Source organism: Ruegeria sp. HKCCA5929, assembly GCF_013034525.1.
GTDB lineage: Bacteria > Pseudomonadota > Alphaproteobacteria > Rhodobacterales > Rhodobacteraceae > Ruegeria.
In genome coordinates, this window is record NZ_WQGE01000002.1 from 602,788 (window position 1) to 625,061 (window position 22,274).

At 59.7% G+C, this 22,274-nt stretch carries 15 protein-coding genes; 6 read left to right on the forward strand and 9 right to left on the reverse strand.

Going from position 1 to position 22,274, the window contains the following annotated elements; all coding sequences use genetic code 11:
• Positions 1 to 112: 112 nt before the first annotated feature.
• The gene (locus GOV90_RS07775; RefSeq protein ID WP_171093097.1) at positions 113 to 5,539 is read left to right on the forward strand and encodes an alpha-2-macroglobulin family protein; all 5,427 of its coding nucleotides are present in this window, start codon (positions 113 to 115) and stop codon (positions 5,537 to 5,539) included.
• A 36-nt stretch (positions 5,540 to 5,575) separates the two neighbouring features.
• Positions 5,576 to 7,612, forward strand: coding sequence for a penicillin-binding protein 1C (pbpC, locus tag GOV90_RS07780; RefSeq protein WP_171093095.1), 2,037 nt, complete (start codon positions 5,576 to 5,578; stop codon positions 7,610 to 7,612).
• On the opposite strand, the gene GOV90_RS07785 is transcribed toward pbpC, so the two are convergent.
• Genes GOV90_RS07785 through GOV90_RS07800 form a run of 4 tightly spaced genes read right to left on the reverse strand, consistent with a single transcriptional unit; the run spans position 7,609 to position 14,286 of the window.
• The gene (locus GOV90_RS07785) at positions 7,609 to 9,651 is read right to left on the reverse strand and encodes a hypothetical protein (RefSeq protein ID WP_171093093.1); all 2,043 of its coding nucleotides are present in this window, start codon (positions 9,649 to 9,651) and stop codon (positions 7,609 to 7,611) included. The genes pbpC and GOV90_RS07785 overlap by 4 nt on opposite strands.
• Entirely contained in the window at positions 9,648 to 12,410 is a 2,763-nt protein-coding gene (locus tag GOV90_RS07790; protein WP_171093092.1) for a DUF4159 domain-containing protein, read from the reverse strand. The genes GOV90_RS07785 and GOV90_RS07790 overlap by 4 nt, the downstream gene beginning before the upstream one ends.
• Entirely contained in the window at positions 12,407 to 13,282 is an 876-nt protein-coding gene (locus GOV90_RS07795) for a DUF58 domain-containing protein (RefSeq protein WP_171093090.1), read from the reverse strand. Before GOV90_RS07795 ends, GOV90_RS07790 begins: the two co-directional genes overlap by 4 nt.
• On the reverse strand, positions 13,279 to 14,286 hold the full coding sequence (locus GOV90_RS07800) for a MoxR family ATPase (RefSeq protein ID WP_171093089.1): 1,008 nt from the start codon (positions 14,284 to 14,286) through the stop codon (positions 13,279 to 13,281). The genes GOV90_RS07795 and GOV90_RS07800 overlap by 4 nt, the downstream gene beginning before the upstream one ends.
• Positions 14,287 to 14,350: 64 nt before the next feature.
• Between GOV90_RS07800 and GOV90_RS07805 the strand changes: the two genes are divergently transcribed.
• Positions 14,351 to 14,926, forward strand: coding sequence for a DUF1285 domain-containing protein (locus tag GOV90_RS07805; protein ID WP_171093087.1), 576 nt, complete (start codon positions 14,351 to 14,353; stop codon positions 14,924 to 14,926).
• On the opposite strand, the gene GOV90_RS07810 is transcribed toward GOV90_RS07805, so the two are convergent.
• Positions 14,909 to 15,865, reverse strand: a complete 957-nt coding sequence (locus GOV90_RS07810) for a DMT family transporter (protein WP_171093085.1) — start codon at positions 15,863 to 15,865, stop codon at positions 14,909 to 14,911. The genes GOV90_RS07805 and GOV90_RS07810 overlap by 18 nt on opposite strands.
• Positions 15,866 to 16,043: 178 nt before the next feature.
• Between GOV90_RS07810 and GOV90_RS07815 the strand changes: the two genes are divergently transcribed.
• Together GOV90_RS07815 and GOV90_RS07820 are read left to right on the forward strand one after the other, a co-directional pair.
• Complete coding sequence (locus tag GOV90_RS07815; protein WP_171093083.1) at positions 16,044 to 16,799, forward strand: hydroxypyruvate isomerase family protein; 756 nt, start codon at positions 16,044 to 16,046, stop codon at positions 16,797 to 16,799.
• A gap of 62 nt (positions 16,800 to 16,861) precedes the next feature.
• Complete coding sequence (locus GOV90_RS07820; protein ID WP_171093081.1) at positions 16,862 to 17,092, forward strand: DUF2798 domain-containing protein; 231 nt, start codon at positions 16,862 to 16,864, stop codon at positions 17,090 to 17,092.
• A 42-nt stretch (positions 17,093 to 17,134) separates the two neighbouring features.
• On the opposite strand, the gene polA is transcribed toward GOV90_RS07820, so the two are convergent.
• The 3 genes from polA to GOV90_RS07835 all read right to left on the reverse strand — a co-directional run bounded on the left by polA (position 17,135) and on the right by GOV90_RS07835 (position 20,733).
• A complete protein-coding gene (polA, locus tag GOV90_RS07825; protein WP_171093079.1) occupies positions 17,135 to 19,933 on the reverse strand; it encodes a DNA polymerase I in 2,799 nt (932 codons plus the stop codon).
• Between the two features lie 70 nt (positions 19,934 to 20,003).
• Positions 20,004 to 20,474, reverse strand: a complete 471-nt coding sequence (locus tag GOV90_RS07830; protein WP_171093076.1) for a hypothetical protein — start codon at positions 20,472 to 20,474, stop codon at positions 20,004 to 20,006.
• A gap of 82 nt (positions 20,475 to 20,556) precedes the next feature.
• Positions 20,557 to 20,733: a zinc-finger domain-containing protein gene (locus GOV90_RS07835; protein ID WP_170533977.1), complete on the reverse strand. Its 177-nt coding sequence runs from the start codon at positions 20,731 to 20,733 to the stop codon at positions 20,557 to 20,559.
• 87 nt (positions 20,734 to 20,820) lie between these two features.
• On the opposite strand from GOV90_RS07835, the gene GOV90_RS07840 reads away from it, so the two are divergent.
• Positions 20,821 to 21,810 (forward strand): ABC transporter ATP-binding protein, encoded by a 990-nt coding sequence (locus GOV90_RS07840; RefSeq protein ID WP_171093358.1) that lies wholly within the window; start codon positions 20,821 to 20,823, stop codon positions 21,808 to 21,810.
• Here the strand turns inward: GOV90_RS07840 and GOV90_RS07845 are convergent.
• Complete coding sequence (locus GOV90_RS07845; protein WP_171093074.1) at positions 21,807 to 22,271, reverse strand: DUF1203 domain-containing protein; 465 nt, start codon at positions 22,269 to 22,271, stop codon at positions 21,807 to 21,809. The genes GOV90_RS07840 and GOV90_RS07845 overlap by 4 nt on opposite strands.
• Positions 22,272 to 22,274 lie beyond the last annotated feature (3 nt).

Consider the following 22,274-nt stretch of genomic DNA (forward strand, 5'->3'; position numbering starts at 1 on the left):
ATCTGTTCCGGGATGTACAGATTTCAGCATCGCGGCAGAGAATGAAAAACTGTTTAAGCCGTTGCGCAACCGGCGCGCGCCATGCAAGGCTGAGCACAAAGAGGAGGGCAGCATGCACCGCTTTGTTTTTATTTCAATAACTTATATCTTTTCACTCTTGATCCTGCCCGTCACCGCTGTGGCGCAGAACGCCGTGCCTGACTTCCGCTATATCACCACGCGGGATACCGATTTTTATGGGTCAGATCTGGATGCGGTGTTTGACACAGATCTGAAATCATGCATTCGGGCTTGCTCGGCCAATGATCGCTGCACAGCTTTCACTTATAACACGCGATCCGATGCCTGCTTTCCCAAGGACGGGGTGACCCGGCAAGAGGCGTATCAGGGTGCGCTTTCCGCGCAAAAGGTAACGACCTCGGAACAGGCTCTGATATTGGGCAAAACCCGTGCGGCGGCGTTGAGCGTGCTGGGTTCTTCTGATTTGAATCGGGCGACAGATCAGGCGCGCAACCTGGGATTCCTGCATCCTGCCGGCGGTTACGACCTGCAAACTGTGTTGGACGCAGCGAATAGCGCGGGCAGTGCGACACAAGCGATGCAATGGACCGGTGTTGCCGTGTCTCTCAGCGATGCACCGGATCTTTGGGTGGAATACGCGCGCCTGTTGCTGACCATTAATCCCTCAGGCTGGAACGAGCGGCGCGATCTTCGAAACCGTGCACTGAATGCCGCGATCAATGGTTACTTGCGGTCCGAGGCCACCGGATCACAAATCACGGCCTTGATGACTTTGGCCAACGCTCTGGAAGACGTGGACCGTGGCCGCGATATGATCCCCGTTCTTCGGCTGGCCGAACAGCTGCAGCCGCGTGAGGACGTACTGGCCGCGCTTGATGATGCAATCGGGAAATACGGGTTCCGTGTGGTCGATACCTCGGTCGAGAGCGATGCGGTCGCGCCCCGGATCTGTGTTGAGTTTTCGGAGCCACTGGTCAAGGCTGGCGTCGACTACGATCCCTTTGTGCAGCGCAACGACACAGGACTGGTTGTTCAGGCCGACGAAAAGCAGCTTTGCGTAGATGGGGTCGCGCATGGCCAGCGCTATCGCCTGACTTTACGCCAAGGTTTGCCTGCCGCATCGGGTGAGGCATTGAATCGCAACGTTGAGCTGACCCACTATGTACGCGACCGCACACCGTCGGTTCGGTTTCCCGGACGCAGCTATGTTCTTCCGAAATCTGCGGATGCGGCTTTGCCGGTCGAAACGGTCAACGTTACTGAGCTGGAGCTGATCCTGCGGCGGGTCAGTGACCGGAACCTGTTGCGCGCGGTGCAACAGGACTTCTTTGGCCGTCCGCTCAGTGAATGGCAGGAAGAGGAATTCTCGGACCAGATTGCCGAGGATATCTGGACCGGCACTGCCGAGGTATCCAATCAGTTGAACCAAACCATGACAGCGCGCCTTCCTATGGCAGAGGCCATCGCTGGCCAGTCTGCAGGCATCTATGCGCTGACAGCCCGTGTTCCGGGGGCTGATCCTTATGACGACCCCGGCGCGACGCAGTGGTTTGTGTTGTCTGATCTGGGGATCAGCACCGCACTTGGTACGGATGGGCTTCATGTGACGGTGCGCAGTCTCAGCGATGCGGCACCGCGTCAGGATGTCGAGGTTTCGCTGGTCACTAATGCAAACGCGGTCATTGCAACCGCGCGGACCGACGAAACCGGCTATGCCACCTTCGATCCCGGCCTGATCCGCGGAAAAGGGGCCAGTGCGCCTGCCTTGGTGATGGCCTCTGCCGGGGACCGCGATTTCAGCTTTTTGTCCCTCACCGATCCCGCCTTTGACCTGTCGGATCGTGGCGTCGAAGGCCGCGCGCCTGCGGGGCCGGTTGATGTCTTCCTGACCACGGACCGGGGTGCCTATCGTGCCGGAGAGGTCATCCATGTCACAGCGCTGTCCCGAGATGGTGAAGCACAGGCAATCGAAGGGCTGCCCCTCACCGCGATCCTGTATCGCCCGGACGGGGTTGAATACCGCCGATCTGTCTCAGACGGGGGCGTTGCCGGGGGGCATGTCTTTGCTCTGCCTGTCGCCGTCGACGTACCGCGCGGGGCATGGAAGATTGAGATTAAATCTGATCCCAAAGGCGATGCGCTGGCGCGTCAGACGGTACTGGTCGAGGACTTTCTGCCTGAACGTATCGATTTCGATCTGTCCCTACCCGACGCGCCCTTGCGGCCCGGCGACAGCCCACCGCTTTCCATAGATGCGCGCTATCTTTTTGGTGCGCCGGGATCTGACCTGAGCATTGACGGACAGGTCATCGCGCGCGCCGCGGATACCGTTCCGGGGTACGAAGGTTACCGCTTTGGCCGCTACGATGCTGAGGCCGTGATCAAAAGCACGTATTTCGGAAACACGCGCACGGATGCGGCGGGACAGGCCACCGTAGCCGTCGAAATTCCAGTGTTAGAGACTGAAGGAAAGCCCATTGAGGCTGAAATCATCGCACGATTGACCGATGGCTCTGGCCGTCCGGTTGAACGTCGCCTGTCTACCCCGGTCCTGCCACCGCAGCCGGTGATCGGTGTCAAAACTTTGTTCGAAGAGGTTGTTCCCGAAGGTACCGAAGCTGCGTTTCAGATCGTCGCCCTCGCTCCTGATCTAACGCCCAGCCCTATGCGCCTGCGCTGGACTCTGAACCGGGTCGAGACGCGGTATCAGTGGTATCAGCTGTACGGCAACTGGAATTGGGAACCGACAACCCGCCGCACGCGCATTGCCACCGGCGAAGTGGACATCTCTACCGATCCTTTGACTCTGGCGCAGCCCGTGGATTGGGGCCGTTATGAACTGGTCGTCCAGCGCGTCGACGGCACATATGCCGAAACCGCCGTCGATTTCTATGCAGGCTGGTATCAGGCCGCGGATGCGTCAACTACACCGGACCGGCTTGAGATGTCGCTGGACCGTGACACCTATCGCGCAGGTGATACTGCGCAGTTGCGGATCGTCCCACGCATGGCGGGCGTTGCCCAGATCGAAATCCTGTCGAACCGGCTGATCCATCGCCAGATGGTGGACGTGCCGGAAGGTGAAACCGTGATCCCGATCGAAGTGACCGAAGATTGGGGCGCGGGGGCGTATGTCACCGCCACGGTCATCCGTCCGATGAACGTCGCAGCAGGTCAAAACCCGGCGCGTGCGATGGGTGTAGCACATGCCACCATCGATCCAGCAGATCGCAAGCTGGACGTCGCAATTGATGTGCCCGAGGTCACATCTCCACGGCAAACGCAAAAGGCCCGTGTTAGGGTCGAGAACGCCTCGATGAATGACCCTGTCTGGCTGACACTGGCTGCAGTAGATGTGGGCATTCTGAACCTGACTGGATTCGAAAGCCCGGATCCGCAGGAATATTACTATGGGCAACGCCGTCTTGGCGTGGATCTGCGCGACGTTTACGGGCGCCTGATCGACGGCATGACCGGAGCGATGGGCACCGTCCGTTCCGGCGGTGACGCCGACAACGGCTTGCGTCGCCAATCCCCGCCTCCGACGCAAGACTTGATGGCCGTGTTCAGCGGCCCGGTTCAGGTCGGCCCGGACGGAGAGGTTGAGGTGGACATCCCCCTGCCCGCCTTTAATGGCACTGTCCGATTGATGGCTGTCGCGTGGTCACCCAAAGCGGTCGGGCAGGCCGAAACCGATATGATCGTCCGCGATCCGGTGGTCGTCACCGCCAGCCTGCCGCGCTTCCTTGCCCCCGGAGATCAAAGCCGAATGCGGCTTGAGATCGTTCAGGCCGATGGCACACCCGGAGAGATGGCACTTGGTCTGACGGCTTCCGGTGGATTGGAGCTGGGCGCGGCACCGACCAGCTTTGTGTTGGAAAACGGTGGCAAGGCGATCTTTGACATCCCCGTCACAGCCAGCGTTGTTGGCGATCCCGAAATCAGTGTTTCGATCACCACACCGGACGGTCGCGACCTGTCGCAAACCCTGCGCATGCCCATACGTGCCAACGATCCGGTGATTGCACAGACACGACGTTTCGCGTTGGGGGCCGACGACAGTTTCCTGTTTTCGCAGGACGTATTTGACGGGTTCCAGCCCGGTTCGGCCAAGGCCATCCTATCTGCCGGAGCTTTGGCAAAGTTCGACACGCCCGGTCTGTTGGATCAGTTGAACCGTTACCCCTATGGCTGCACGGAACAGATCACCAGCAAAGCCCTGCCGCTGCTTTATCTGTCATCCGTCGCGCAAGCCTCGGGGCTGGGGGACGGTCCGGTGGTGGATCGGCGCATCACAGAGTCCATTCGCAGCGTCCTGACCCGTCAGGCTGCCAATGGTGCCTTTGGCCTGTGGCGCGCGGACAGCGGAGATTTCTGGTTGGACGCTTACGTGACAGACTTCCTGTCCCGTGCGCGCGCTCAGGGATACCCAGTGCCGGATCGCGCCTTTGCCCAGGCCATGGATAACCTTCGAAACAGGGTCAACTATGCGCCCGACTTCGACGAAGGCGGTCAGGATATTGCCTATACCCTGATGGTTCTGGCACGAGAAGGCGCAGCCTCGATGGGTGATCTGCGTTACTATGCAGATGTCAAAGGGGATGCGTTCGACACCCCATTGGCAGCTGCACAATTGGGCGCAGCGCTGGCATCTTATGGCGATCAGACCCGGGCGGATGCGATGTTCAACCGTGCCGCTCGCATGTTGGAACAGGTCCCCGATGAGCAGGAAAATTACTGGCGCGCGGATTATGGCACGCACCTGCGGGATGCGGCGGGTCTGTTGACCCTTGCCGTGGGCGCGGGCAGCGAGGCCGTCAATCGCGACGCAATGATCCAACGAGTCAGCGCCGGTCGCGCCCCATTGTCCACGCAAGAGGCAACGTGGTCGCTGTTGGCCGCCCATGCGCTGGTGTCTGATCCGACTGGATCGGGCTTGACCGTCAACGGCTCTCAGGTGTCTGGTCCGTTTGTGCAAGTTCTGCAATCTGGTCAGGCGGATGAGGTCAACATCACGGCAAGTGACGGCCAAGCAACGGACATCACCATGACAGTCACCGGGATTCCTGAGGTTCCGCCGGAGGCGGGTGGCACCGGTTATTCGATCGAACGGCAATATTACTCGATGGATGGCGATCCGATTGACGCCAACAGCTTTGAAACCGGTGAAAGGTTTGTCACGGTTCTGACAGTGAACCCGTTCGAAAGTGGCGGGGCTCGGCTAATGATCGATGATCCACTTGCTGCCGGGATCGAAATCGACAACCCCAGCTTGTTGCGTTCAGGCGATGTGCGGTCGCTTGACTGGCTGGATCTGTCAGATGCCACCCATACCGAGTTCCGCTCGGACCGTTTCCTGGCCGCTGTTGATCTGTCCGAGCGAGAAACAGTCACGCTGGCCTACGTCGCGCGCGCGGTTACGCCGGGCAACTTCCATCATCCTGCGGCTTCGGTCGAGGATATGTACCGCCCGCAAAACCGCGCGCGTACAGCGACTGGTCGGGTCGAGGTACAGTGATTTACGCCGCGCTATATCGCTGCCCGGACGACCGTCATGCGTAGGCCGTCGCGGTTTTTGTTTGCTCTGGCCGGTGCCCTCTATCTGACGGCGCTGGCTCGGGACGGTGTCCACCGCTGGGTCGATGCCACAGTTCTTCCCCCTGTTCTGACCGAAACATCAGTCGAGATGCGGGACCGGAACGGCGACCTTTTGCGTGCGTTTCCCGTTGAAGATGGGATTTGGAGACTGAATCCCGGTGCGGTCGATCCGAATTTCACCGCAATGCTCGTCCGGTACGAAGACAAACGGTTCTGGACACATGCCGGAGTGGACCCGGTTGCGATGCTTCGCGCTGTGGGGCAAAGCCTTTGGAATGGACGCACGGTGTCCGGTGGGTCAACCTTGACCATGCAGGTCGCGCGGCTGATCGAAGATGGCTCAACCGGGCGCTGGAGCGGTAAAATTCGTCAAATTAGAGTCGCATTGGCCCTGGAGCAGCAGTTAAGCAAACGGCAAATCCTGACCCTCTATCTGACCCACGCACCCTATGGGGGCAATCTGGAAGGTATCCGAGCCGGTACCCGTGCATGGTTTGGAAAAGACGCAACTCGGTTGACCGCAGCACAGGCGGCCCTGTTAATCGCATTGCCGCAATCCCCGGAAGCTCGGCGCCCGGATCGTCAGTCAGAGACAGCCCGAGTAGCCCGTGACCGGGTTCTGCGCAGGCTCGAGCGATATGGCACCCTGACTGCGGCTGAAACCAGCGCGGCCATAGCAGAAACCATTCCAGACCACATGCGAACCTTCCCGCGTCTGGCGCCGCACCTGACCGACCGCGTGAAACGTCTGACCCCGGCAACCGGCGCGGTCGATTTGACGTTGAACGCCCGGTTGCAGGCCCGGTTGGAGGGTTTGGTGGCCCAAGCCGCTACCCGTGCCGGGCCGCGCGTATCCGGGGCCTTGATCGTCGCGGATCACCGCAGTGGTGAGGTTTTGGCCTCGGTCGGGTCCGCCGGGTATCAGGATGCCCGTCAGGGCTTTGTGGATATGACCCAAGCGCTGCGGTCGCCTGGATCAACTTTGAAACCACTGGTCTATGGGCTGGCCTTCGATCAGGGACTGGCCCACCCCGAGACCCTGATCAGCGACAGCCCCGTAATGTTCGGTCGATACGCCCCGCGCAATTTTGATGGCGCATTCCGGGGCGATGTAAGGGTTCGGGACGCTCTGCAATTATCACTGAACATTCCTGTTGTGCGTCTGACAAACGCGTTGGGACCTGCGCGCGTGATGACGGCGCTGCGCTTGGCTGGATCAGAACCACGTCTGAACGGCGGCACGCCCGGATTGGCGATCTCATTGGGCGGTGTGGGGTTGAGCCTGCGCGATCTGGTACAGATTTACGCCACTCTTGCAGCCGGTGGGCAAGGCCCGATCCTGCATCATGACGCTCTGGCGGATACGCGGCAAACTCCGCGCGTTCTGTCAGAAACCTCTGCCTGGCAGGTTGCCGACATTCTGGCCGGGCTTTCACCCCCAGCAGGCGGTGCGACAGGGGCGCTGGCCTATAAAACCGGCACATCTTATGGCCACCGCGATGCCTGGGCCATCGGCTTTGACGGGCAGCATGTCATTGGGGTCTGGCTGGGTCGTGCGGACGGAACGCCAGTTCCCGGCGCGTTCGGAGGCGATCTCGCCGCACCGCTTCTGGCCGAAGCCTTCAGCCTGCTGAAACCCGCGCTTTCCCCGCTGCGTCCGCCGCCGCCCTCGACCTTGCTGGTCGGCGCTGCGCAATTGCCCCAACCCTTGCAACGTTTCCGCCCCCGCACGGCGGCTTTTGAAAATGATCCTTCGGCGCCGGACCTGCTGTTCCCGCCTGAAAACGCCGTGTTAGAGACATTTGGAGCACCCCTAACGGTCAAACTGCGCGGGGGTGTCGCGCCATTTTCAGTGCTGGCGGATGGTGTGCCCGTGCTGACTGGACAGCGGCAGCGAGAGTTCGATATCCCCAACCCGGGGGCCGGTTTCACCTTGCTTGTTGTGGTGGATGCGCAGGGCCAATCGGACCGGGCAGCAATCAGGATTGATTAGCGCCGCCCTTCGCGCAGCCAACCGCCCAACAGGAACCCTCCTGCCAGTAGCAGAACCAGCCAGGGCGGCAACAGACCCGCCTGCGTAACATCCCGTGTTTCATACGCATTTCGTGGGGTCAGACCGATCCAACCCCGGCCAGCCGCAGGACGCCCTGCGCGCACGTCGCGGATGGATGGCAAACCGTCTTCCAAACGGATCACGCCACCCCGCATATTGGCCAAGATCGGTTCCAGAACATCGCCGGTTGCGATGGTACGCTCAAACTCCTTCGGTGCAGCAGGGCCAAGGCCAATCACGGCCATATGGTCGCCTTCCTGCAACCGGTACAGTCCGATCTCTGGCCCATAGTATTGTGCTTCGAACCGACCGGGAGAAACTTCTTCCAAGGTGATTTCCAAAGTCTCGCCATTCGGGCGCGTCACCGTCACTGGCCCAACCTCATCTTCAAGCGTCTGGCGAATGATGCGCATCGATTGCCCGTTGGCCTCGGCCCACAGCGCCTCTTCTTCCAATTCGGGTTCCTTCATCATCCAATGGGCCAGCCTGCGCAGCAGTTCCAACTGCGGGCCACCACCTTCAAAACCGCGGCTCCACAGCCAAGCGTGGTCGGAGGCCAGCATCGCAACGCGCCCCTCGCCAACGCGATCCAGAACCAGCAGCGGGCGTTCTTCAATACCTGTCATTAAAACCTCGCCCGAGCGGTGATTCACGTCAATCTGACGCAACCACGCCCCCCAATCCTCGGAATCGCCCAGATTGGTTGTCACCGGATGACGTTGCCCCAAGTCGCTGACCATTGGCACATACCGTTCTTCGAACACTCGTGCCGAAGGCTGCGCCGGCAAGATCGGCGCCAGAGGAGATCGGAAGATACTATCGGCACTGGCGAAATCGGGACCTGCCGCAATTAGAACCGCGCCCCCGTCATTGATGTAACTGGTAACGTTGTCCAGATAGATCGCTGGCAGGATGCCGCGCCGCTTGTAACGGTCAAAGATTATCAGATCGAAATCGTTGATCTTTTCCAGAAACAGCTCACGCGTGGGAAAGGCGATAAGGGACAGCTCATCAACAGGCACACCATCCTGTTTCTCAGGGGGGCGCAGAATTGTGAAATGTACCAAATCGACCGAGCTGTCGGATTTCAACAGGTTGCGCCATGTGCGTCCACCGGGATGCGGCTCCCCCGAGACCAGTAGAACGCGCAGACGATCCCGAACGCCATTCATCTGGATCAGGGCAGTGTTGTTTCGGTCGGTCAATTCACCGTCGGCCTGCGGCACAGAAAATTGGATCACGTTGCGCCCGCCATGGGGCAGCGTGATGGGCAGTTCTACATCACGACCAATGGGAACACTGAACTGCTCGGGTGCGCCGCCATCGACCGAAATCTCTAGTGGCGCAGTCGCCGCGCCCGCAGGTGCAGCACCACTGTCTTCCACCCGAAGGGTCAATGTGACCGGCTCGCCAATAATGGCAAACGCCGGCGCATTGCGGACGATAAGCCTACGATCCCAGTCACTTTCACGCCCGGTTTGCAGAAGGTGCATCGGTGCGGGCAGGTCCGGGGCCTGATCGACATCGTGCACAATCCCGTCTGACACCACCAGGATACCAGCGATCCGGGCACGGGGTTCTTCGGCCAAAGCCTCATTCAGGGCGGCCATAACCTGCGTGCCTTCATCCCCGTCCCCGTCGCCAACCTGAATGCGGCGCAGTTCCGTGTTGTTGCGCCCCTCAATCTCGGCAGCGAGTTCCTCGGCAGCCTGTGCGGTTTGTTCCGCCCTGTCCGAAAGCGACTGGCTGGCGCTTTCATCCTCGACCATCAGGACAATATCTGTCAGCGGTGCGCGATCTTCGATCTGATAAACCGGACCGGACAGAGCCGCCAGAACCACCAGAGCCGCCAACCCACGTAGCGCCCAGCCCGACAGGCCACGCCACAGGGCCAACACAACCCCAGCCACGGCAATCGCACCCACAGCGGCCAGAATAGGCCACGGGATCAGTGGGTCGAATATGACGGTTCCGGTCATTGTCCTAGCCTGTCCAGAAGGGCGGGCACGTGGACCTGATCGGATTTGTAATTCCCGGTAAGCACGTGCATCACCAGATTGACGCCAAAACGATTGGCCAGTTCTCGCTGCCGTTCTCCGGCGTAACCGCGCCCGACAGGCAGCAGAGCCTGCCCGTTGCGATCCACAGCCCAGGCCCCAGCCCAGTCATTCCCGCCGATGACGACCGGGGTCACGTTGTCATTGAGGTTGCGGAACGGCATCCCTTCGATCTGTTCCGCATCCAGTGGCGCAGCTTCGACCCAGACCTCGGTACCGGAGTAACGGCCCGGGAAATCCTGCAACAGATAGAACGTTCTGGTCAGAACGTGATCACGTGGAATCGGCTCTAATGCAGGGATATTCAACGGTGCAGCCAGTTGCTGCAGCTTGCGGCCATTCGGGCTGGACGCGCCGAAACCAGCGATGTCCGCATCACGCGTGTCAAACAGGATCATCCCACCCGAGCGCAGATAGGCGTTCAGTTTCGCATAAGCTTCAGCAGAAGGTTGAGGCTGGCTTGGGGAAATCGGCCAGTAGAGCAGCGGAAAGAATGCCAGCTCATCGCGTTCCAAATCGACGCCGATCGGTTCAGCCGGTTCCACCGACGTGCGATAGAACAAGGTTTGTGCCAATCCCCGCAAACCTGCCTGCGCAATGTCGTCCACCTGCGCGTCGCCGGTCAGCACATGTGCCAGAACCAGTTCGTGCGTCGCCGCCAAGGCGAACTCGGTGTCTTCCGGCGTCTGCGCCTGAACCTCGGGCACCAGCAGAAACGCCGCCAGAACCCCGGCAGCCGCGCGCGTCATACCCAACCGGCCGGACAGGGCCAAAGAGGCGATCACGTCGATTGTAAGCAAGATCAGGGCAAGGCTAAGCAGCAGACCTGACAGCGGCGTTTCGGTGCTGGCCTCTTGCCCTTTGATCGGCACATTGGCTGGCCAGATCACCGGGCGAAGTTCGGTATCCTCGGAAACAACGTTCAGCGCCAGTTTCTGCTTGCCGCTTTCATACAGGCCCGGACGTAAATCCGGCCCGATCTGACCTGAAATCAATTGCACCCCGTCCACACCAACCAGCGTGCCCGCGTCAGACAATGCACCAAACCCATCCATGATCTGCACCGGCTCCCACGTGGTGCCCTGCAGCTGCGCCTCTTGCCTGGATTTCGCAGCCGAGGCCACGGCCAGACGATCCAGCATTTCGACAAAAAGACCCGACAGCGGCAGGCTGGACCATTCCGCATCTGCGGTCACGTGGAACAGCACCACCTGCCCCAATCCCAACGCCTTGCGCGTTACCAACGGCGTTCCGTCGGACAAAGACGCAATCACGCGATCCGCCAGATTAGGGTCTGGTTGAGCCATGACCTGGGTCGAGACGACCACATCATCCGGGATATCCAAACCATAGAACGGTGAATTTTCGGGGAACGGGGCCAGGGTCTTGGCCTCACCCCAGCTCATCGCGCCACCAACAGATCGCCCGCCGCTGCGCAGACGTGCGGGCAATAGAGTGTCTTCGGTGTCCCGCCCCAGATCGCTGGCTGCCATGCGCGGACCGGCAAACCGCAGCAACAGGCCACCCTGTTCGACCCATTCGATCAGACCGGCCTCTTCTGTATCCGACATCTGCGCGACATCGGAAAGAACGATCACGTCCGGGTTCGCAGGCAGAACCTCAAGCAGACCCCCATCGACAAAATCCGCCGTGGGGATCAGAACCTGTGTCAGGTAATGCAGGGGCGACAACAGCTCCAGCCCTTCGCGGTTCAGGGTTCCGGCAATCAGCGCAACCTCACGCCGACGCAAGCTGTCATCTGTCAGGGTCACGGCCCCGGCGGATCTTTGGCCCTGAATTTCAAAGCGCGTGATCCGGGCGCGCAATTCCGACGGCAGTGCCAGTTCGATCTGCGCCGTGGTTTCCCCGGCTTCAAAGGTCAGGTCGACCGAATGCAGAACCCGCGCCGTGCCTGCCGGATCGCGCCCCTGTGCCAGAACCGTCACCCGCTCTTCCGGGCCGGGACCCGCGCGTTGAACCGTCAATTGGATCAGCCCGTCCTGATAGGCTGCCGGCAGGATCGCAATGGGCCTGGATGCCCCCTGATAGACCGTCACATCACCACGCGCCTGCAGGGCAGAAACCAACCCTGCATGTTGTGCATAGTCCAACCTGTCGCTGAACCAATGCGTTTCAAAGCCGCTCTCAACCTCGTCCAGTGCCGCGATGGTTTGCGAAAGCTGATCTGCGGTCGGTTGCCAAGGGTTTGGGGCCAGCCCCGGAAGGCGCCCGCGCCAGGCCTCGGCCGCTTGAAAAACGGGTTCTTCCGGCTCTGTCAGGCGCAAAATCGCCACAGTACGTCCTGCACGTCCGGCTTCGGACAGTTGAGTGTCTATCTGGTCCAGCGTGGCCGACCAGCGCGTTGCACCGGCCCAACTGGCATCCAGAACCAGCAACAGCGGACCGGTGCCGGTCTCATCCCGCGATGGGTTCAGAACCGGTCCGGCCAGACCGATGATAATGGCCGCAGCCGCCAACATCCGCAGCAGCAACAACCACCATGGGGTACGATCCGAAACACTTTCGTCATCCTTCAGCCCCAACAACAGCGTAACAGCCGGGAACATCCGGCGGATCGGTGCGGGCGGTACGGCGCGCAGGATCAGCCACAGGATCGGCAGGGTCAAAAGACCCAGCAAAACCCATGGCGCGGTAAAGCCTATGCCCGCAAGAACCGTCATCGCGCGCCCCCATCCAAGGCCCGATAAAGCCATAACAGAGCCGCTTGTGCGCTATCGCCCGTATGATGCAAGCCCAGCTGCCAGCCGGTTGCGCGGCACAACTGCGTCAGGGCATCCTTGCGGCGTGCAAGACGTTCCAAATAGCGGTCCCGCAACTCAGCCGCTTTTAGGGTTTCGTGCCGGACGGACCCTCCGACGCTTTCGAATATCGTCCGGCCCCGATACGGAAATGTCTCTTCGCCTGGATCAAGCACTTGCAACACCACACCGCGCACGCCGCGGTCAGCTGCTTTGGTCAGGGCCAATTCAACCTCATCCATGGGACCAAGGAAATCCGAGATAAACACGGCGCGGGCATGGGGGATCATGGCACGGTGTTCAGGCGGGGCGTAATCCGTTTGATCATCTTCAGACCAGGCTTGCGCCAAACGGATGATCTGCGCGTTGCCGCGCCGGGGCGGCAGGGTTGTCCCGGTCAGGCCGACACGTTCTCCGCCGCGTACCAGCAAGATCGAGGTTGCCAGCCCCAACAACCGGGCCCGATCCACCTTTGTTGGCAGCGATTTGTCAGACGAAAACCGCATAGACGCACCTTGATCGACCCAAAGCATCACCGATTGCGCGATCTGCCATTCGCGCTCGCGCACAAACTGCTGATCCCCTCGCGCAGAACGGCGATGGTCGATCATCCTGCGGCTATCCCCGATTTGCGCAGGGCGGTATTGCCAGAAATCGTCGCCCATACCCGAACGCCGCCGCCCGTGATCGCCCAACAGGACGGTTCCGGCCAAATGTTCGGCCCGCGCCAAAAGCGGCGGCAGCCGGGACGCCTCGGCCTCGGATCTTTCGCGAAGGGTCAGCGCCGCATTCACGCCGCAGCCTCGGTGCGGATCAGACCGGCAGCCGTCGAGTCAATCAGCTCGGCAAGACTGTCACCGCGCGCCCGCGCCGCAAAGTTCAATGCCATCCGGTGGCTGAGCACCGGACGCGCCATGTCCAGAACATCCTCGGCATTCGGAGCCAACCGCCCTTGCAACATCGCACGAGCCCGCACTGTCATCATAAGCGCCTGCGCCGCGCGGGGACCGGGGCCCCAGGCCACGGTTTCCGAAACGCGTTCGGACACGCCTGCTTCTTCGGGGCGAAACGCGCGGACCAGATCAAGGATCAGTTCAACCACCGATTCACCAACTGGCATCCGGCGCAGCAGGACTTGGGCCGCCAACAGGTCTTCTTTGCTGAAAATCTGATGCGCCTCTTCCTCTTCCACACCGGTTGTGGCCAGCAGAATATCGCGCTCGGTCTGCCGATCCGGGTATTCGACGTCGATTTGAACCAGAAAACGGTCCAGCTGCGCCTCGGGCAGCGGATAGGTGCCTTCCTGTTCGATCGGGTTTTGCGTGGCCAATACGTGGAAGGGCGTTCCCAGCGAACGATCTTCACCCGCCACTGTCACCGTGCGTTCCTGCATCGCTTGCAGCAAAGCCGACTGCGTTCGCGGGCTGGCGCGGTTGATTTCGTCCGCCATCAACAACTGGCAGAAGATCGGGCCGGAGATAAAACGGAAATGCCGTGAACCGTCATCGGCAGTATCCAGAACCTCGGACCCAAGAATATCTGCGGGCATCAGGTCGGGCGTGAACTGAATGCGGTTGCCGTTCAAGCCCATCACGGTCGACAGCGTTTCGACCAACCGCGTTTTTCCCAGCCCCGGCAAACCGATCAGCAGGGCATGACCGCCACACAACAGCGCGGTCAGGGTCAGATCCACGACCCTTTCCTGCCCGATGAAGCGACGGGTGATCGAGGACTTGGCCTCTTGCAGCTTGTTTTCCAGCGCTTCGATCTCGGCTACGAGGTCGGCAGGTTCGGTCATGACTTTCCCTTCCGTGGACTAATATGATTGAAGTGTATCGCGCTAAGAGGAAATGGCAAAAGCAATGAGCGGACAAAAACCTGTGAAACCGTCGCCGGATGGTCTGGCTGCATCAGTCAAAGCGGCCAAAACCAAGGGTTTACCGCCCGTTCACCTATGGAATCCCCCGTTTTGCGGCGATCTGGACATCCATATCGCAAAAGATGGCACCTGGAGTTATTTAGGCTCACCCATCAACCGTTTCGAGCTGGTGAAGCTATTTTCCTCAATTCTTAAGAAAGAAGACGGGAAATACTTCCTCGTCACACCGGTCGAGAAGGTGGGAATCACTGTTGAAGACGCCCCGTTTGTCGCCGTGGATTTTGATCGTGAGGGCGAAGGCGAGCAGCAAAACCTGACCTTTACCACTCATGTAGGCGATCATGCTGTTGCAGGTTCAGATCATCCGATCCGGATCGTTATCGACCCGGTGACAAACGAACCTTCACCCTACATCATGATCCGTTCCGATCTTGAAGCACGCATAGATCGCAAAAGTTTCTACCGCCTGGTTGAGATTGGCACCCATCACGACGGTTGGTTTGGCGTTTGGTCTGGCCAAAAGTTCTTTGGGCTGATCCCGTCAACCGAGCTTGGCTGATCCCCGGGGCTGTCGCGGCGCCCGATCCTGCGCCAAAACAACGGCCAATGCGACGACACCCGCGCCCAGCGCGCGGGTCCAGTTCCAGTCATCCCCCAGCACCAGCATGATCAGCATCACGTAAAACGGTGCGATGTTGATGTGGAACGACGCCAAGGCAACGCCCAGTTTACCGACTGACGCGATGAAAAGAACCTGGCTCAGCCCCATGGCAATCAGCGCATAGATCACAAGCATCCCAACCTGCTGCGCATCCACAGCAGCGCGCGGCATCACATCCATACCCATTTGCGCGGACCCAAAACAAAGAACCCCGGCCATCAGCAACCCACCTGTAAAGGTGATCGTGGTGCGCCCGGTTTGGCTGAGCTCGGGAAAGTCGCGAACCGTCGCCATGCTGGCCCAGCAGAAAAGTCCGGTTGACGCAATTGCACAGACAGCGCCCAGCCCCAGTTGCGCCGGAGCATTGGCGCTGGTGGCAATCAATCCGCCCACAATCGACACCAACACGCCAAGAGCGAAGTTCCACTTTAAACGCCGGGTGCCAGCGGCAAGTTCAAGCAACGTTGCTGCCAGCGGCGCGCAGGATGCAATAATTGCAACGGTCACCGGGTCCGTCAGCTTCTGAGCCAGAATCAGAAGGAACATACCGATCCCGTAGCCGAAACTGCCAACAAACATTGCCCGGCCCCATTTCGCCCTCAATACGCGGCTTGGTCCGTCAAGAATAAACCAGAGCGGCAACATCACACCGACAGCCAAAGCCAGGCGCGCCGCCAGCAGAGCAACTGGGGGCCAGCTTTGCAAAAGCACGTCGGCCGCAGGAAACCCGGCCGCCCAAGCCATCATCGACGCCACGGCCAGTCCGTTGCCCGACAGGGCCGAACTGCGCGCAGATGAGAACGATGCCACGTTCCCGCTTGCGGGTTCAGGGCTCATGGCCATGGGATCAGACCTTTTTTGTTGTTACAGCCTGGAAATGATTCGCTGGTATGGCGTGACTGTCCCTGATCCTGCGGACATGATCTGGCCGGTTTTCGACAACTTGTCGTTTTCAGTCTCTTCCCCGGAAAAGGCGTGACGGTTAGGGTCGGACTGCCAAAACCAAAGACCGCACATGCCCAGATTTGCTGCCAACCTGTCCCTGCTCTTTACTGAATTGCCCTATCTCGACCGGTTTCAAGCCGCCGCAGATGCTGGTTTCACTGCCGTTGAGATCCTGTTCCCCTATGACATGGCCGCAAAAGAAACCCGCCGTGCCCTATTGGCCAACGGGTTAGAGCTGGTACTGATCAACGCCCCACCGCCCAATTATACGGGCGGCCAACCCGGATACGCAGCGGTTCCTGGCGGCGAGGCCCGGTTTCAGTCGGATATCCGCCGCGTTCTGCGCTATGCTGATGTTCTGCGCCCGGGGCTCATCCACATCATGTCAGGATATGCCTCGGGGTCGGATGCGCTGCATAGCTTTGTCCAGAACCTGCAGTGGGCCGCTGATAGCGCCCCGCAGCAGAAATTTACGATTGAGCCGCTCAATCCAGTGTCACAGCCTGACTACTTCCTGAACAGCTACGATCTGGCAGCCGAGGTGCTGGATCGTGTGAATCGCCCGAATGTTGGTCTGCAATATGACAGCTTTCACGCCCACATGATCCATGGCGATGCACAAGCCGTTTGGGAACAATTTCACCCGAGGGTCATCCACGCGCAGATAAGCGCTGCCCCAGACCGATCTGAACCGGGGCGCGGACCAACCGATTTCCAGAACTTGTTCTCGGCCATGGACGCGTCTGGTTACACCGGTTGGGTCAGTGCCGAATACACACCTTCGACATCACGAACACCCCAAAGCCTTGATTGGATGCAGCCCTAGCACTGGTATTTCACAAGCAAATGTTGCAGATCAAAAGCAATACGACCTTCAGGATAACCGCCATGATACCAGCCCGCTATGCCCGCGCCGTATTCAGCCTGATCATGTCCGGCCTCATGTCCTTTATCGTGACAGGGATCGCAACAGTGAAAGCCATCGGGTTCGGCCCCAGCACATTCGGCGATTGGATGGCATCTTGGGCCTTCTGCTGGCCCATCGCCTTTACCGTGATTCTGCTGTTTGGCCCAACCGTGCAACGTATGGTGAACCGCATGGTCGGGCCGCAGGACTGACCCGCGACGAAGAGGGCCCGCCGGGCCGGATGAGGCGCGTCGCTAGTGCGCCTCGGCCCAATTCGCGCCTTGCCCGGCATCCACACTTAGCTTGACGTCCAGCTTGACCGCCGGGTCCGAGGCACCCTCCATCACGTCGCGCGCCACTCCGATCACCTGATCCACGGAATCCTCGGCCACTTCGAACAACAATTCGTCATGCACCTGCAGCAGCATCTTAGCCGGTAGCCCATTGATCGCCCCAGGCATCCGCACCATGGCCCGTCGGATCACATCCGCTGCAGTGCCCTGAATGGGCGCGTTGATTGCTGCTCGTTTTGAGAACCCGGCGTGAGGTCCCTTGGCGTTGATCTCGGGCGTATGAATCTTGCGCCCGAACAAGGTCTGGACATAGCCATGTTCTTTGGCAAAGGCGACGGTGTCGTCCATATAGGCTCTAATGCCCGGGAAACGTTCGAAGTAGCGGTCGATGAAGCCCTGGGCTTCGGCCCGCGGAATGCGCAGGTTCCGCGCCAGACCAAAACCCGAGATGCCGTATATCACACCAAAGTTGATCGCTTTGGCCTGACGGCGAATGTCGGGCGTCATCTCGTCCAGCGGCACATCGAACATCTCGGATGCCGTCATGGCGTGAATGTCCAACCCGTCCGAGAATGCCTGTTTCAAAGCCGGAATATCCGCAATATGCGCCAGAATCCGCAGTTCGATCTGACTGTAGTCGAGGCTCACCAGCACATTGCCCGGCTCAGCGATAAACGCCTCACGAATGCGTCGCCCTTCCTCGGTCCGCACCGGGATGTTCTGAAGGTTCGGATCGGTCGAGGCCAAACGTCCCGTATTCGCGCCGGTGATGGAATAAGACGTGTGCACCCGCCCGGTATCGGGGTTGATATGGGTCTGCAGCGCATCTGTGTAGGTCGATTTCAGCTTGGACAGCTGCCGCCAATCCAGCACCCGGCGCGGTAGTTCGTGTTCGGTCGCAAGATCTTCCAGAATGTCCGCCCCGGTCGAATATTTCCCGGTCTTCCCCTTCTTGCCACCCTCAAGACCCATTTTGTCGAACAGAATCTCACCCAACTGCGCAGGCGATCCAACATTGAAAGTCTCACCGGCCAGCTCGTGAATTTCAGCCTCTAATCCGGACATTTTCTGCGCGAATGCGTTAGACATACGGCTCAGCACATCGCGGTCCACCTTGATGCCATGCATCTCCATCTCGGCCAAGACGGGCACCAAGGGGCGTTCCAACGTCTCGTACACCGTCGTCACTTGGACCTGATGCAGTTGAGGCTTGAACAGTTGCCAAAGACGCAAGGTGATATCCGCATCCTCAGCGGCGTAGGCCGTGGCCTCATCAATTGGAACCTTGTCGAATGTGATTGCGGATTTGCCCGATCCCAGCAGCGGCTTGATCGGGATTGGCGTATGGCTCAGATAGCGCTCGGACAATGTGTCCATCCCGTGCCCATGCTCGCCGCCATGCATCGCATAAGACATCAACATCGTGTCGTCGATTGGGTCAACGTTGATGCCATGGCGCGCAAAGATCTTGGCATCGTATTTCATGTTCTGCCCAATCTTGAGGATCGACGGATCCTCGAGCATCGGTTTCAGCAAGGTTAGAGCCTCATCCAACGGCATCTGACCCTCAGCCAATGCATCCGAGCCGAACAGATCATCGGCAGTCCCATCGCGATGGGTCAGTGGGATATAGCAAGCCTCACCAGCTTCAACACAGAGCGAGACGCCGACCAAATCGGCGATCATCTCATTCAGACCGGTGGTTTCGGTATCGACAGCGACCCAACCGCGTTCATAAGCCTGATCGATCCACTTTTGCAGGGCCTTGGCGTCACGAACACACTCGTATTTCGACGCATCAAACGGAGTAAGCGTTGCCTCTGGTTTTTCAGCCGCAGGCGCAGGCGCGTCAGCAATCACCGGAGCTTCGGCCCCCAGTTTATCTGCGATGCGCTTGGTGAGAGTGCGAAACTCCATCTCGGCCAGGAACCCCAGAAGGGTTTCGGCATCCGGGTCTTTGACCTCAAGATCGTCCAGAGTGAAATCCAGCGGCGTGTTTTCGTCCAATTGCACCAGCTTCTTGGACAGCTCGATCTGGTCTCGTTTTTCCATCAGCGTCTGGCGGCGCTTAGGCTGTTTGATCTCTTCCGCGCGATCCAGCAGCGTTTCCAGATCGCCATATTCATTGATCAGCAGAGCTGCGGTTTTCACGCCAATCCCAGGGGCACCCGGCACATTGTCCACCGAATCCCCGGCCAAAGCCTGCACATCGACCACCCGTTCGGGCCCAACACCGAATTTCTCGATAACCCCGTCCCGGTCGATGCGCTTGTTCTTCATCGCATCCAGCATCTCAACGCCGTCGCCGACCAACTGCATCAGGTCCTTGTCGGAACTGACGATGGTCACACGGCCCCCGGCCTCACGCGCCTGAACGGCCAACGTGGCGATGATGTCATCGGCCTCGTACCCTTCCAATTCCTTGCATGCGATGTTGAAGGCTTTCGTCGCCTCGCGCGTCAGGGGCATCTGCGGGCGCAGGTCCTCGGGCATCGCCTCGCGGTTGGCCTTATACAGATCGTAGAGATCGTTCCGGAACGTGTGCGAACCCTTGTCGAAGATCACCGCGACATGGGTTGGCGCATCTGGTCCGGCGTTTCCCTCGACATATTTCTGCAACATGTTGCAGAAGCCCGAGACCGCCCCGATCGGTAATCCGTCGGATTTTCGAGTCAGCGGAGGCAGCGCGTGATAAGCCCTGAAAATAAAGGCCGATCCGTCGATCAGATGCAGGTGACACCCTTTTCCAAAATTGCTCATGCGCGCTCTCCCTGTCGGTCAGGGATGGTTCTGCCACAGGGGCAGGCGGGTGACCAGTCAGGAACGTGTGTTAGCCACCAAAGAGGTCGCCGAAAACGTCCGAGAAACTGTTCAGAAGCGCCATGATCACCAGAACGCCGAGGAAGGCGAAGAAAGCGAAGGCGAAGAACTGGAACAGGATCGCGCCAGTTCCAATGGCCATTCCGGCGATGGCCGGGCGTCGTTTTTCGTGACGAAGAATGCCAATCACCGAGACAACAATTGCCAGCCCACCCAGCATAGCCACACCAATTTGCAGGTAATCGTCCAGGTCACGGGTTTGGGCCACGGGTGCGGGCTGCTCCAGCCCGGCTGCGGCGCGTAGGGTGGATTTGCCAAGCTCTGCCGCCAGTTCACCCAACGAAACGCCGGTGGACTGTTGCGGCGCAAAAGGACCGGCCCAGAACACAAACAACGCAGCGAATAAAGCCAATGCAGCAAGGAAAAACCCGATCCAACCAAAAACCGGGTTGGCCGTGTCAGTGGCAGTCATGTCGGTCATCACACTCACCTACGATGGTTGTACCAACGCACTACCATGAAAATCGCGGCGAGATTTGGGCGAAACCCGGTTAGGCGGGCAATCAGCCCTGTTCTGTGCCCTTCAGAACATATTTGCAGTCGCAATAGGGGCACTCGACCCAGCCGGTGTCTTCGGGGATTTGCAGCCACACGCGCGGATGCCCCAACGCACCTTCACCGCCATCACAGGCAACACGGGTGGTTTCGACGATCTTGGTTTCCGGCGCTTCGATGGTCACGGCTGGCGATCCTTCTTCGGTTGTCGGCCTCGCGGGCATGTACTAGGTGCGTTTATGAGCGATGAGCAAACCGGGGGCAAGAGCCACATGAGCGATGCGGCAATCAGGATCGAAGGGCTGCGCAAAACCTATCGCGGCGGCAAGGGCCAGCCCGAGAAACACGCGCTGAAAGGCATAGACCTGACCGTTCCGCGCGGGTCGGTGTTTGGGCTGTTGGGGCCAAACGGAGCTGGGAAATCGACCCTAATCAACATTCTCGCTGGGCTGGTTGTGAAATCCTCGGGCCATGTATCAATTTGGGGATTCGATCAGGATCAGAACCCGCGCCAGTCGCGTGCCGCCATTGGCGTGATGCCGCAAGAGCTGAACCTGGACCCGTTCTTTTCCCCACGTGGCGCGTTGGAGGTTCAGGCCGGTCTGTACGGCGTGCCAAAGGCGCAGCGCCGCAGCGATGAGATTCTGGAGCTGGTGGGTCTCAGCGACAAGGCCGAGGCGTATGCGCGCACGCTGTCGGGCGGGATGCGGCGACGGCTGTTGCTGGCCAAGGCGCTGGTGCATCACCCGAAGATTCTGGTGTTGGATGAACCCACGGCAGGTGTGGATATCGAACTGCGTCAGATGCTCTGGACCAATGTGCGCAAACTGAATGAACAGGGCATGACCATCATCCTGACCACGCATTACCTGGAGGAAGCGCAGGAAATGTGTGATGAGATCGCCATCATCAACCATGGCGAAAAGATCGCTCAGGACAGCACCGCCAACCTGCTGGGTCGGATGGACAGCCGGACGATGGTGATCGTCCCGGACAACCCTGTGACGAAACTGCCTGCAACAGAAGGGGTCGAAGCCGCGCTGCGCGACGATGGTAGCCTTGTGCTGCAATATCAGGGCAATCAAACCAGCGCCGAGCAGGTGCTGGAAGCCGTCCGTGCCGTGGGTATCCGTATTCGCGACGTGCGTACCGAGGAAGCCGATCTTGAGGATGTGTTCCTTGCACTGACATCGTCGCGCGCCGAGGAACCTGCTGACGATCAGGATCAGCCGCGCCGGGGAATGCACCGCGTTAAGCTTTAGGCGCGGTCGATCCGCGCCTGATAGCAGTTGTTTCTGGCCGAGCGGACATGGATATAAGCGATATCCGGTCGAGCAAAGATGCCCTTCACCGCTGCGCCGATCTGCTCCATGGGCGTGATCGCCCCGGTGCCATAGACGATCCTGTCATCCGCACCATAGCCCTTGATCAGGTAGTCAGGAGAGGTGGTCAGAATCTCGGGCATCTCTTCCCCCTCATACCGCTCGCACGGTGCGGCACACAGAAAGATCGGGCCGGTTTCCGCATACGGATGTGTCTCTAAAAAAGGACGATGGGCCAATATCAGCATCTCTTCGCCTTCGGGAATGTTCTGTAGGCAGTGGCGGCAAGGGTTGCCTGTACCCGTCGAAACGGTGCGCTCGGGCGTAGCGCCATAAGCGTCCGGCGCTCCAGCTTGAAGGGCGCGAACTTCGGATGTGGGCAGTGCGGTTATCTTGAACATATC

Bases quoted from the DNA above. Each gene is read 5' to 3' on its own strand.
- GOV90_RS07815 (WP_171093083.1), top strand. From the start codon at position 16,044: ATGCCCAGATTTGCTGCCAACCTGTCCCTGCTCTTTACTGAATTGCCC.
- GOV90_RS07800 (WP_171093089.1), bottom strand. From the start codon at position 14,286: ATGACCGAACCTGCCGACCTCGTAGCCGAGATCGAAGCGCTGGAAAAC.
- GOV90_RS07785 (WP_171093093.1), bottom strand. From the start codon at position 9,651: ATGACCGGAACCGTCATATTCGACCCACTGATCCCGTGGCCTATTCTG.
- GOV90_RS07775 (WP_171093097.1), top strand. From the start codon at position 113: ATGCACCGCTTTGTTTTTATTTCAATAACTTATATCTTTTCACTCTTG.
- GOV90_RS07820 (WP_171093081.1), top strand. From the start codon at position 16,862: ATGATACCAGCCCGCTATGCCCGCGCCGTATTCAGCCTGATCATGTCC.
- pbpC (WP_171093095.1), top strand. From the start codon at position 5,576: ATGCGTAGGCCGTCGCGGTTTTTGTTTGCTCTGGCCGGTGCCCTCTAT.
- GOV90_RS07790 (WP_171093092.1), bottom strand. From the start codon at position 12,410: ATGACGGTTCTTGCGGGCATAGGCTTTACCGCGCCATGGGTTTTGCTG.
- GOV90_RS07840 (WP_171093358.1), top strand. From the start codon at position 20,821: ATGAGCGATGCGGCAATCAGGATCGAAGGGCTGCGCAAAACCTATCGC.
- GOV90_RS07830 (WP_171093076.1), bottom strand. From the start codon at position 20,474: ATGACCGACATGACTGCCACTGACACGGCCAACCCGGTTTTTGGTTGG.
- GOV90_RS07810 (WP_171093085.1), bottom strand. From the start codon at position 15,865: ATGAGCCCTGAACCCGCAAGCGGGAACGTGGCATCGTTCTCATCTGCG.
- polA (WP_171093079.1), bottom strand. From the start codon at position 19,933: ATGAGCAATTTTGGAAAAGGGTGTCACCTGCATCTGATCGACGGATCG.
- GOV90_RS07845 (WP_171093074.1), bottom strand. From the start codon at position 22,271: ATGTTCAAGATAACCGCACTGCCCACATCCGAAGTTCGCGCCCTTCAA.
- GOV90_RS07805 (WP_171093087.1), top strand. From the start codon at position 14,351: ATGAGCGGACAAAAACCTGTGAAACCGTCGCCGGATGGTCTGGCTGCA.